General features: G+C 42.8%; 8 protein-coding genes. 5 read left to right on the top strand and 3 right to left on the bottom strand.

Features of this window, described 5'->3' with window-relative positions:
* Nucleotides 1–368: 368 nt before the first annotated feature.
* The 3 genes from murJ to csaB all read right to left on the bottom strand — a co-directional run bounded on the left by murJ (nt 369) and on the right by csaB (nt 4,262).
* Nucleotides 369–1,877 (bottom strand): murein biosynthesis integral membrane protein MurJ, encoded by a 1,509-nt coding sequence (murJ, locus tag N693_RS0114995; RefSeq protein WP_025785651.1) that lies wholly within the window; start codon nt 1,875–1,877, stop codon nt 369–371.
* Between the two features lie 84 nt (nt 1,878–1,961).
* Nucleotides 1,962–3,137 carry a glycosyltransferase family 4 protein gene (locus N693_RS0115000; protein ID WP_025785652.1) on the bottom strand — a complete coding sequence of 392 codons (1,176 nt, stop codon included), beginning with the start codon at nt 3,135–3,137 and terminating at the stop codon, nt 1,962–1,964.
* A 3-nt stretch (nt 3,138–3,140) separates the two neighbouring features.
* The gene (gene csaB / locus N693_RS0115005; RefSeq protein WP_025785653.1) at nt 3,141–4,262 is read right to left on the bottom strand and encodes a polysaccharide pyruvyl transferase CsaB; all 1,122 of its coding nucleotides are present in this window, start codon (nt 4,260–4,262) and stop codon (nt 3,141–3,143) included.
* A gap of 477 nt (nt 4,263–4,739) precedes the next feature.
* Between csaB and N693_RS0115010 the strand changes: the two genes are divergently transcribed.
* The 5 genes from N693_RS0115010 (at nt 4,740) to N693_RS0115030 (ending at nt 13,549) form a co-directional block, all read left to right on the top strand.
* Nucleotides 4,740–5,459: a WecB/TagA/CpsF family glycosyltransferase gene (locus tag N693_RS0115010; RefSeq protein WP_025785654.1), complete on the top strand. Its 720-nt coding sequence runs from the start codon at nt 4,740–4,742 to the stop codon at nt 5,457–5,459.
* 41 nt (nt 5,460–5,500) lie between these two features.
* On the top strand, nt 5,501–6,775 hold the full coding sequence (locus N693_RS0115015) for a nucleotide sugar dehydrogenase (protein WP_025785655.1): 1,275 nt from the start codon (nt 5,501–5,503) through the stop codon (nt 6,773–6,775).
* Between the two features lie 259 nt (nt 6,776–7,034).
* Nucleotides 7,035–8,447, top strand: a complete 1,413-nt coding sequence (locus tag N693_RS0115020; RefSeq protein WP_025785656.1) for an O-antigen ligase family protein — start codon at nt 7,035–7,037, stop codon at nt 8,445–8,447.
* A gap of 394 nt (nt 8,448–8,841) precedes the next feature.
* Nucleotides 8,842–11,673, top strand: a complete 2,832-nt coding sequence (locus N693_RS0115025; protein ID WP_025785657.1) for an S-layer homology domain-containing protein — start codon at nt 8,842–8,844, stop codon at nt 11,671–11,673.
* A gap of 961 nt (nt 11,674–12,634) precedes the next feature.
* Entirely contained in the window at nt 12,635–13,549 is a 915-nt protein-coding gene (locus tag N693_RS0115030) for a hypothetical protein (RefSeq protein WP_025785658.1), read from the top strand.
* Nucleotides 13,550–13,574 lie beyond the last annotated feature (25 nt).

The raw sequence follows: 13,574 nt of genomic DNA on the forward strand, positions 1-13,574 counted from the left end.
AAAAGTTGTTGTTCCAGTACCATGGTGGTATGGATGCATGTTTCACCATTGTTTATGGGCTATTTCATTCATAGGGAGGCAGTCTATCGCACCATTCGCAAAGAGCGAGAATGGTGTGCCAGTCTTCCACCAACAGCACTAAGCGGTTGCAAAAGTGATCAAGCCACCGCCGAATCTGCTCAAGCGAGCACAAAAGTGATCAAGCCACCATCAGATCTGCTTAAGGGAGCACAAAGGTGATCAAGCCACCGCCGAATCCGCTCAAGCAAGCGCAAAAGTGATCAAGCCACCACCGAATCCGCTCAAGCGAGCACAAAAGTGATCAAGCAACCCCAAAATCCGCTCAAGCACAATATTCCATACCCGATTTACCCCCGCTTCAACAACCCAACAAACCTTCTAAACCCAGCACGGTAAAACACAAACAGCATCCCCGCATACACAACCACACCAATCGGAACAAGCGTTGCAAGCTGTGCAACAGGACCGAATGAACCTAATCCCACGAAATCCTTCGCAGTCCAAACAGCGAGTCCCATAATCACAGTAGGAATCAGCACTTGCGGAACCATCCGGCCGAACCGTGCCAGCTCCACTTTCCCGAGATCCTTATACACGACAACCATCGACACCGCGAAGAAGTACACACTCACAACAGACGTCGCAATCGCAAGCGCAGGATAGCCGAACCGGTCGACCAGCAGCCAGTTCATAAGGAAATTGAGTAAAATTGTCGTAACACTGATACGAAATACGACTGCGGTCTTCCCACGCGCGTACATCGACTTCGATAGCATGAGCTGCATACCTTGGAATACGATAAACGGTAAGTACAGCATGAGCGCAATATGCGTCTTGTGTGTATCGAAGGATGTAAATTTACCGTGCTCGTAAATGAATGCAATAACCGAATCTCCGATGACCAACAATCCAGCCGCAATCGGCAACAGTGTCACAAGCGAAATCTCCATTCCGCGGAAAAACGTCTCTTTGAACTTTGCACGATCTTCCGTCTGCTCGCTCATGAGCGTGAAAATGATCGCAGCGAGCGTTGTGGCGTAGATCGCATTTGGAATGCTCACAATAAGCGATGCTTTATCTAAATACGTTACCGAACCTGTACCTGTACTACTCGCAAACGCCTTGTTCACGAACATGTTCACTTGCCCGACTACTGAGTTCAGCAGGGAAGGGACGATCATCAGCAAGAACGCATTCCGGAACTTAATATCCATCTTGAATTCCAAACGCCATTTATAATCGGAACGGATCAAGTAATACAGTTGGACGATGACGCCTAAAATTGTTCCGATGACAAACCCGTATGCTAATGAAAAGATGCCCCATTGTTCGTTGAACAGTACTGCGAAAACGAGCGACATCAGTGTCGCGAGCAACTTAGCAACTTGAGAAGGGACGAAAATCCGTCGAGACTGCAAATAGGAGTCCAGCAATCCACTTAACGCAATAGCGGTCATGAACATAAAGAACACTTGCGTCATCGGAACTGCGATCACCGCGGTTTCCGCAGTCATTTTGCCATATAATAACGGCAAGAAGTAGGGAACCCCTAACCAGCCGATGAAACTGATACCGACAAAGATCATCATCGTCCAGTTTAACAGTGCGTTCGCATTATGGTCGCCTGCTTCACCAGATTTCCGGTTCTTAATGTACATCGGTAAGAAAACGTTATTAAATCCTGTCGAAATCATTGCAACAACCAATGTGATGAATGCAAATGACAGAGAATATGCATCGGTTTCATGCGAAACGCCGAACTTGGCTCCAACAATTGTCTCCCGCACTAACCCGGACAGCTTCAGCACAAGCGCTAACATCGCCGTCCAAAGCGCCGCCTGTTTCAACTTTCCCATAAAAGTCCTCCAATCACGCAACAACCTGCTGCGTGCTTTCTAAATGACGAAAAGCTCCCTGATTCGCACCAGGGAGCTTCGCAATCAGTGTTTCAATGCTTTCAAGTAAATGGCTTCGTATTTCTCAGCAGCTGCAAAGTGTGAATATTCTTCAATAATCTTAGCACGACCTGCTGCAGCAAGTTGCTCACCGTATGCCGGATCTTCCAACAAACGGATCATCGCGTCACTCAACTCTTCCACGTTTTGCTCTTCAACCAGCAAACCATCTTTTCCGCTATCCACGATTTCTTTCAGTCCACCAACCGCACAGGCAATCAATGGAACACCAGAACCCATTGCTTCCAATGCAGAAATAGAAGTCGCTTCTTCAACACCTGCCGAATAGATAGACGGCACAAGCGCCACGTTTGCGAGTGCGTAATACTGCATCATTACGGAGTGGTCGACTGCACCGAGCATCGTAATGTGATCCAATACGCCAAGTTCCGCAGCTTTCTGTTTCATCGGCTCCATCATTTCGCCAGTTCCTGCAAATACGACACGCGCATTCGGGAACTTCTCAACGACAGCAGGGAGTGACAGAATCGGATACATGACGCCATTTTTCTTCGTCAAACGACGCGGCACGAAGAAAATCAGCTCGTCTTGAGAAAATCCGTATGTATCTCGGAACTCCGCACGACGTTCAATTTCAGGTTTAAAGGACTCGACGTCGATGAAGTTCTTGATCATATTGCCCGTCACGCCAGTTTCTTTCAAAATATATTCCTTAATACGTGTATCGACTGTAATGACTTCCCGTGTCGATTTATAGCCTTTACGCTCGGCTTCTTGAAGTTCAGCTGCTTCAGGAGAACCTTCAATCACGGAACCTTTTGAGATCCCTTCGAACGTCAAATAGCCATGAACGGTACTCACAACAGGGACATTCGTTTCAAGAGCTGCGAATGTCGTAAACACGTCTTGAGCGTTAATGATGTCGTATTCCTTTTTCGATACCGCTTCTTTAATCAGGATTGCAAGCTCGTCCTGACGACGCTTCAACGTCCAGACATAGCCTTTACCTTGCTTCATTTTGTTCAACAAAAACGCAGGGCCACGGACGATTCCGTCACGCTTCCATTTAGGGACGTCAGTGAATGACACGACATCTACTTCATGTCCGCGTGATTCAAGTCCTGCTTTTAATGTAGTTAAGTGGACGGACAATCCGCCCAAATGAGGATAATCATATACAGTTGCCAGTAAAATTTTCACCGTTTAACGGCCTCCATTCAAAAACTGTTCCCGCAGTAGATCCACGTTGCGGATTGCTTCGCTTCGTAATACCTGGACGTTCGGTGCCATCTTTTGTTTCACGGATTCGCTGTTGTCGAGCGCGTAAATTGCTTGCTCTAACAAACCTTCTTTTGTAAATGAACCCAGTTCAAACGAATGCTCCCACATACCAGAACGTTTCAAGAAGCTCTCAACTTTACGGTCATAACTCAATCCAACGTGAGGGACATTCGACAACGCTGCAAAGATTAGCGCATGCAAGCGAAGTGCGATCGTCAAGTCCGTCTGTTCAATGAAGTTATAGAACTGATTAGGCGTGAAGTGCTCACCAAGAATCTTCGTCTGATCCGCATGCTTCATAAGAGCTTGTACTTTCTTCGATACGTTCGTATCATATGGCGGCTCCATAGGTACGAATACAGGAGTAACATTCCGTTGTTCAATCAATTCATCCAACGTCCACGCTAACTTCTCGATATACGCATCTTCGTGTTCAAACCATGGCCGCGGCGCAACCGCAACCAAACGTTCGTCACCAGTTAAATCGAGTGAATCATACGCTGAAGTATCTTCATCTGGTTTGAATGCAAATACGATATCTGCAGTGACAACAGTCTCTGGCTTCGTGACTCCCAAGTTCTCCAAGTAAGTCTTCGAATACTCGTCTCGAACTGTGACGAAGTCTGCTTTATTCGCAAGACCTTTCATTAACGTCTTACCCCAGTTACTTGTAACAGGGCCAATTCCTTGAGAGAAGAACATTACCTTCGTTCCGCAAAGCTTCGCGAGTAATACGATGAGTAAGTAGTAGGGAAGGGGACCGAACAGAAACTTCGTCGGGTACGTGTCTTGCAACAACCCACCGCCTCCGGAAATCAGCAAGTCCGCTTTTCGAAGTGCTTTAACTTTTTCCTTATTCCCATGACGCCATCCACGATACACAGCAGAAACGCTATGATCCGACGCCGTTTTCTCTGGTGACAACGAAAACACCGTAATCTCCGGGTTATCCAGTTCCGCACGCAAATTATCGATGATGGCCTTCAAAATCGCCTCATCCCCTGTATTTCCTAATCCGTAAAAGCCGGACAGTACAATTTTCAATGGAAAATCCTCCTTAGATATATATGTAGACGGTGTTTATCTGCGCGGCAGGCGGACGCTTTCCGCGGGCTTGATCTAAGCCTCCTCGGTCGCTACGCTTCCTGCGGGGTCTTCGATCTTCGCTGATTCCGCAGGAGTCGCCGCCTTCTGCTTCGATAAACGGATACTCTAGTAGATGACGTTTCTTACTCACTTAGGTTTGCAGCAGCGTCCGTTCGACTCCTGAGGGAATAGCGAAGGCTGAAGACCCTGGACTGAGCAAAGCGAAGGAAGCGGCTGAAGTCAAGCCCCTAGGAAAGCGAACGGTAAGTAGCTGCAAACCGTGCCAATGCAATCTCATTATAGTAGAAAATAATTATCCCGGTTGTTCACACTATCGGGCTAATTTTAGCACTATACGAACAGGCTGTGCAAGCTGTTGTGGTTTCTGATATACTAAGACAATTGAAAGTAGCAACTGAGTGGGGGCACCCGAAGATGAAAGAGAGTTATTTAGGCGTGAACGTATCGCCTTTGACATACGAAGGAATCATCGAAGAAATTCGTTTGCGCATGAGCAAAGACGAACAATCGACAATCATCGCAGTCAACCCTGAAAAGGTCATGACCGCACAAAAAGATCCACAAGTACGCGACCTCATTAACGGCGCAACGTTCCAAATCGCGGACGGCGTCGGGATTTTGCTTGCGTCGAAATTGAAAAAAGGCACGATTACATCCCGCGTAACTGGGGTAGACATGATGGCGCGCTTGTTAAAATTTGCAGCAGACGATCAGCAACCCATCTATTTATACGGAGCAAAAAAAGAAGTCGTTGAAAAAGCCGTGTCGAACATCCAAAAAGACTATCCCGGTATTCCGATTGCTGGAATGACGGATGGCTATGAACAAGACGAAGAAGCACTCGTCCAGCGTATCCATGACAGTGGAGCACGCATCCTATTCGTCGCATTAGGAAGTCCAAAACAAGAATTATGGATTCGCCGCAACATGGAGCGACTCCAAAACGTCCTAGTTTTTCAAGGTGTCGGTGGCAGTTTTGATGTGTTCTCTGGAACCGTTAAACGAGCGCCGTCATTTTTTAGGAAAACGGGCACGGAATGGTTCTACCGACTGTGCAGCGATCCAAAACGCATCAAACGGCAACTCAACTTGCCGCGCTTTCTCGTACGTGTGTTAACGGACAAATCGCAGTAAACATTACACTACCCATTAATGAAGGAAAGAGGCAAAATCCAATGAAAAAAAGCATTTGTATCGTAGGTCTTGGCTATATTGGACTCCCAACTGCCGTTATGTTTTCCAACCACGGCCACCAAGTACACGGCGTCGATATTAACGAACCTGTCGTAAAGAAAATCAGTAACAAAGAGTTACATATAGAAGAGAATGGACTTCAAGAATATTTGAACGAAGCGATCGACAGTGGCATGTTGACAGTATCGACAACTCCACAAAAAGCAGACGTCTTCATCCTTGCAGTTCCGTCACCGATTAAACCAGACAAAACGGCAAATCTTGAATACATCCGTTCAGCGGCGAAATCGATTGCGCCGTTTGTCGAAAAAGGCAATCTCGTTATCTTGGAGTCAACGGTTCCACCAAAGACTGTCCAAGATATCGTAATCCCTGAGCTCGTTCCAACAGGACTAGAAATCGGGACAGACGTTCTCGTATCCCATTCACCTGAACGCGTCATCCCAGGTAAAGTATTCGAAGAACTCGTTACAAACGACCGAATCATCGGCGGCGTTAACAAAGAATCAGCACGTGCAACATCAGAGTTATATCGCTCATTCGTAAAAGGGCAACTTCACGAAACTGATGATACAACTGCAGAACTAGTAAAAGTAATGGAAAACACATACCGAGACGTCAACATCGCATTTGCCAATGAACTTGCGAAACTTGCAGAAACGATCGACGTAGACATTTGGGAAGCGATTCGTCTTGCAAACTTCCATCCAAGAGTCAACATTCACCAACCAGGACCAGGTGTAGGCGGACACTGTATCGCAGTAGATCCATGGTTCCTTGTTGAACTGAATCCGGAACTTGCGAAACTCATCCACTTGTCTCGTAAAACAAACGACGGAATGCCAGAATACACCGCACAACTCACTGTAGATTTGTTGTCAGCATTGAATGCGGAGCATCCGAAAGTGGCTGTACTAGGACTAGCCTTCAAAGGCAACATCGACGACATGCGTGAAAGCCCATCACTCGACGTCATCGAACAAATGACAGAAAAAGGCCTAACTGTCTCAGCATATGACCCGCACATCAAATCCAACAACATCGACGTGCAAACACAAGACCTAGACGAAGCCCTAAAAGACGCATCAGCAGTCGTCATCTTAACAAGCCACGACAGCTTCAAACAACTCGACCCAGCAAAAGTAGGCACACTCATGAAGGACAAACTCCTCATCGACGCCAAAAACTGCATCGAGCGCACAAAATGGGAACAAGCTGGCTTCCGCACACACGTACTAGGAAACTCGAAGAACTAATTTTAGAGCAGTTTATTGCTTTTATAATTCAATGAACGTCTCTCTAAATAGAAGCACCGTCAATCGAAGCGGAAGGCGGCGACTCCTGAGGGATCAGCGAAGATCGAAGACCCTGGACTGAGCGTAGCGAGGGAAGCGGCTGAGATCGAGCCCCTAGGAAAGCGTCCGCCTGCAGCGTAGATTGACACCGTCATCTGTACCCGATAGACCATGAACTCATAATTAAACTAAACCATATATGAAAGAGGAACCTGCCCCAATGGAACTTAACCGACACAACATCATGCTCGCGCTCGTCGCCTTCGTCATGATCCAACCGATCATTGACGTCCTAACGACAGCGTCGCTCTTGTTCATCGACCTTCCGTTGACAATTGGCGTCATCATTCGACTCGCCTATCTAGCCATAATGGCAATCTGGATCGTCAACGAATCACGGAAAAGCAAACGTGCCAGACTTTATTTACTCTACCTATCAGGTCTAGCCGTATTCGTAATCATCAACTTCATTGTTGGCTACACCGTCAAAGAACCGTTTTATATTATGCAAGAGCTGACCTACTACAACAAAGTCGTTTACTTCCATGTATTGCTCTTCGGTTTCATATTATTACTAGAATCGATGAAAAAAGAAAATGGCTCCGACAACGCTCGACAGCTCGTCAATTATTTCCTAATTGCATCACTCACAATCAGTGTAGTATTCATCATCGCACACCTGACTGGTACAAGCATGGCAAACTATGCACGTTCGAAAGAAGGATGGACAGGCTGGTTCTATGCAGGAAACGAAATTGGGGCTTCGATGTCGATGTTACTACCGATCACAGCACTCTTTGCAGTTTATAAAACAACAACGACGCGCAAACTCTTACACTGGTTACCATTCGTCTTGTTGTCTATAGCAATGCTTGGCCTTGGAACGAAGGTCGGTTATGGCGGAATCTTAATCGTATTATTGAGTATCTTCTTCGGAAGTCTACTATTACTACTTACGACAAAAGAATATCCGGCTCGACAACGCGTAAAGGCTAATTCGTTCATTTCTTTAATTCTATTGATCGTGCTCATTGTGGCGACACCGTTTACGCCAGTATTCGGTAATATGTATGCCCACCTCGACATTCTAGGCATATCACTCGAAAAGCCACCTGTCGAACTGGATGACGACGGAAACGAAATACCGCCTGAAGATGGGGATGAAGATGAACCGCTCATTACAGGCGAGCAATTCGAGAATCTAGTATTCAGTAGTCGAGAAACCTATAAAGCGAATTATGTAGAGCAATTCAAAGACGCACCAATTAGTCAGAAACTATTTGGAATGGGCTTTGCAGGAAACTATGACGCACCTGAACCACACAAACCATTGAAGATGATAGAAATGGATTTCCACGATTGGTTCTTCTCGTTTGGAATACTAGGCTTCATTTATATGGTCGCGCCGATCATTTGGTTTGCAGGTAGTTTCATCGTGAAACTAGTTATGAATTTAAAACAAAACTTTAATTACTTTAGTATCCTTACAGGAATCTCCTTCCTGGTTGGGATCGGCATCAGTTATACAGCAGGTCACGTCCTAACAGCACCATCTGTTTCAATCTGGTTAGCATTCTTGTTAGCTGTTGTCACAGTAGTTTCGCGCGATGGCAATATACGACCTGAATTGTAAACGAATCTAAAACAGCCCCGAATCGGTATTTTCCGATTCGGGGCTGTTTAATATAGGTAGTGGAATGAAAATTTAAAAAATGATGACAATTATTTGGGGATGAAAAAGTAATTCTATTACATCCACGACAACGTTTTGAAGTATAATAGATACATTTCTTCGTTTTTGTAACGAAATAGAAATGTTTAAAGTCTCTCCAAACTGGTTGCAATAGACTTGGGGTTATGTATAATAGAATAAGAGTTAAATTATAACTATTTGTCTGTAATTCTTGAAATCTTTTTGAAGATTTGTAGATTTATATGGTAAGTAATGTTATAGTTAAACTGTGTTTCACCATTGGTGGAAACACCAATGAAATTGGATTACCTAAAACAGGGAGGAATACTACACAATGGCTCAACAATCTTACAAAAAGTTCGTAGCATCAGCTGCGACAGCGACTCTAGTTGCATCTGCACTTATTCCAGTTGCATCAGCGGCAAGCGTATCTACTTCTGCATTCACGGACGTACCTGCTTCTTATAAGGAAGCTGTAGATTTCGTAGTAAAAAACAATATCGCTTCAGGGATTTCTGAAACTCAATTTGGCATTAGCCAACAAATCAAACGTGGCGACGTAGCAATCATGATCGCTGCAGCAGCTGGCTTGAACGACGAAAAAGCACCAGCTTCTGGATTCTCAGACGTTCCAAAACGTGGAGCTTTGGCAATCAACTCTTTGAAAGCTGCTGGAGTAATCAATGGTAAAACAGCTACAAAGTTCGGATTTGAAGATAACGTTACACGTGGAGAAGCAGCTCTTATGCTACAAAAAGCATTTAAACTTGAAGCTGGCGACACAAAGAACTCTTTCACTGATGTTTCTGACCGTTACGATGCAGCAGTTGACGCTCTAGTTGCTAACAAAGTGACTAGCGGTATCAATGACAAGCAATTCGGTACAGGTAACAACATCAAGCGTGGAGACTTCGCTAAGTTCTTGTTTGCTTTGAAAGACAAGATTGAAGCACCAGCAGGAGAAGCTACAATTGAATCAGTAAAGGCGATTAACGCTAAAACTATCGAAGTGAAATTTAATAAAGCTATCGATACGGAAAAGGCTAAGTTTGAACTTAAGCGTGGAACAGTTAAACCAACAGTGAAAGCACCTGTCTTCTCTGAAGATAAAAAGACTGTAACAATTGAAGCTAATACTGCATTAGCTGCTGGAGATTACACAGTTACTGTTACTGGTATATCAGATGAAGCTATCACAGGTAAAACAACTGTTGCTGCTGAGAAACTAACAAAAATTTCTTTCTTGAGTGAAGTTGCGGTTATCAATAACGATGATATTATTGGTAAAGTTTCTGCTGAAAATCAATATGGTGAAGATATCACATCTAAATTGACAACAGCTTCAAATTCTAATATTACTGTAACTGCGTCTAAGGGAAATGGTACCAACTCAATTGATAAAGACGGCAACTTAACTGTTGGTGGTGCTGCTGGTACCTTTAATGTCGACGATAAAGTCGTTGTAACAGTAGTCGATTCAGTTACTGGTGTTACTGCTACTAAAACCGTAACAGTTGCAAAAGCTGCTGCTGTAGAGTCAATTGTTTTAGGTGAAATTAAGACAGATGATGAAGAACTAGCTAAAAAGCCTTTGAATGTTGCTAACATGAATGCAAATGCACCTAAATATTATGTTCCTGTAACAATTAAAGATCAATACGGTAATACACTTAAGGCTACTGAATTAGCTGGTGTATCTGTTGTATCTTCTAATGGTAGCATTGTTAAAACTAATGGTTTCGCAGATACGAAAAATGGAACTGTAATTAAGTTGCAAACACCTACTCCGACAGCAACACATGGTACAGCTGTACTTACAGTAATTGCTGCTGGAACTGGCAAAACTGCTAATACATCAATCGTAGTTAAAGAAAACTCTAAACTAGATACTGTAGCACTTCAAACGCCTTCAACAGTTCTTAAAAATGGTGTTGCTGCTGAACTTCCTTTATCAATTACAAACACATACGGTGAAGAAGTTGCACTTAAAGATGTAACTGTTGGAGGAAATAACTCTAACGCACTTACACTAGATACTAATACAACAATTAATGTAATTGGCGGTACTTTGAAAGTAGAACAAGATTACTTGAACAAAAAAGCAGTTCTTAAATTAACTCCATCACAAAAGAATGTTAATATTACTGTTGTAACTGCAACTGGTAAATCACAAGTCTTAAACTTAACTGCTGATGAAGCACCTGTAGTTTCAGGTATTAAAGGTGTATCAGAGGACTTCGTTTCTTTATTGGCTAATGATGTATCATTAAGCACTGATTTAGATACTGCTGTTGAATTTGTCGACCAATATGGTGAAGAAATTGCTGCTCCAACATTCGACGCTACAGATGCTACTAATGCTTTAGACTTTACTATTAAACCAAAAGATGTTAACAATGATGTAACAACTTATACAAATGGTAAAATTACAGCAAGTACAACTGCTGGTACTGAAGATTATGAAATCATCTTAAAAGATGCTACTGGTAAAGTTCTTGACACTAAAGACGTAACAGTTTCTGTAGTAGATGCAGACAAACTGACTTCATTTGGTATTGATGATTTGAATAAGTTCTATACTGGTGATGTATCAGCAGCACACGACCAGGAAGTAACTATTCACGGATTATATAATGGTAAGAGAGTGGAAGTTAATCAAGATATGGTTAAAGATGTATCTGCAACTAATGGATTGAAGATTGCTGCTAATGGTGAATATACAGCAGAACAAATTGTGACTGATTCTAAAGACGTTGCATCTACATTGACTGTATTGGTTGCTAATAAAGACAATACTTACACAGTTAAGAAAGAAGTACTTTACAGCGATGCTGCACCTGTTTCACAATCACTTGTTACTAAATATGATTCTGTTGAAGTTAAAGGTGGAGTTGTTCAGGTCCCTAGCACTGAGTTAAACGCCAAGTCTGTAGTTCCTGGTGTTGGTACTGCAAGTAAACTTCAGTTCGTTGCTAAGGATCAATACGGTGTACAGCGCGTTGGAACTGACTATAATGTAATCGTTACAAATAAAGAAACTACTGGTACATTTGATTCAGATGGTCTTGGATCAGGCTTCATTCCTGCGGACGCTGGTAAGTCATTACAATTAAATGTACGTATCGACGGTTTGTTACAAACTGTTAAGGTTATCGCTGGTTCTTAATAAAAATAAACGAAACGTTACTATATAAGCTAGGTTACTAGTGAAGTTAGTGGATTTAAACCCTATGGCATTTCTTTAACAAGATTTAGCCATGGGGTTTAATTCTAACTGTTATCGTCTATTTATTCGGTGTAATTCCGAATCTTGCTAAACAGTCTTTATGCAAGTGCCTAATCCTCCTGGATCCAGTGATGCGCTGATATTTTCGCAAAAGGGATTAAGTCAGGTGAAGTCGTACTCAAGCGTAATTGAGGCGGGGCTCCTTAAAAGACAGCTATGATTAGGTAGACGAATCCATGTAGGCAGGATGAGGTAGTGAATATCGCGACATTGCTAGGACCTCGGTATTCATCCTTTCTTCTGAAATGTAGTTAGGAGATCAGTACAATTGACTGTTAACCTGTTCTTTCTCACTCCTGGATAGTGGAGATCTAAGGCTGTCAAAACAAGGGACGGATGTAACGGAACGTTTGAAGTCTTTGTGAGCGAGGTAAGTCAGTACCCATGACCTCATGAAGATGGCAGCAGGTTCATAGTAGTGTGGATTGTTGGCCGTTTGTACTTGTAGGGTAACCTATGGGGAGGATAAAACCAGCAGGAGCGAAGGAACCTAGTCAGTGGTACGTATTCGAAAAGCTTATTTCCCTAAAAATACAGCTTTCCAATAGAATAGATGGGCCAATCGCTTATACGAGATTGGCCCATCTATTTGTAAAATTAGTAGGTATATTTTAACGGATTCAAAAGAATCATTTAAATCCAAGGGAATTGGCAGGGAATGAATACTATTGTTGATGGCACGCCGTATGCGGTGAAAGCCGCTTGTCCGGTGTAGGCCCTAATCGAAAGCTACAGAAATGTAGTATAAGAGGGGAATAGCACAGTATTAACACATAATGTAAGTACCGCAACGGGATTAAATAGTGCAATTTCAAAAGCAAATGATGGAGATACAATTAAGTTGACAGGTCCGATCAGTGCTACAGCAAATACTGTAACACTTAACAAACTAGTAAACCTTGATTTGAACGGTCAAAATTTAACAGGCAATGTAACGATTACTAGTGGAACTTCAGGAACTTTGAACATTTCAGCAGGTACTATAACAGGTAATCTAACTGTGGATGCTGCAAATGCAACAGTAAACAATGCGGCAACTGTAAGTGGTACAATTACTATTAATAATGTTAGTGGCAACACATGGAATGAAAATGCATCTAATAACAATATTGTTTTCAATGATCCAAATGCGGATACTAATCTTGTAATTGGTGCAAATCAAACAGTTTCTAGTCTGACTCTAAAGACGCCTGCAAAGGTTTCTGTTTCAACAGGTGCTACTGTAACTGCTTTAACTGTTGAAGCTGGAGCTGCTAACACAGCTATCTCAAATTCCGGTACAATTACTACGGTAACTGCAAATGGTAACACTTCATTAAAAGGGACTGCACCAAGTACAGTATATGGAACAGGGACTATTACTGGTGATGCTCTACCATCAGCTCCTGAAAATGCTGTAAAAGAAATTGTAGTTAATGGTTTATTAGCGAGTGATATTAAGTATTTAGCATTCAACTTGAACAATAATGGACCAGGGACAGAGAGTGCACAAAAGATATCAACTTTAGAAGAAGTTAAAAGTTTCGTATCGAATCAATACGGTGCAATTCTTGATACGACAAAAATAACTGTTGTTGATGGTAAAATTACAGTTGCTGATGGTCTATTGACTACTGAAAACTGGAATAAAGTAAAAATGAATGGTAATAAAGTGGCTCCTTACCAAATTACTGTATTAAACAAAGACAAAACGTCTAAAATTGCTAAAATAGCAATGTACCAAAATGGAACTGTATCTATTATTGCTCTTCCATAACTCTTCTAGTATGGATGAATTTCAT

Source organism: Sporosarcina sp. D27 (assembly GCF_000586555.1).
GTDB lineage: Bacteria > Bacillota > Bacilli > Bacillales_A > Planococcaceae > Sporosarcina.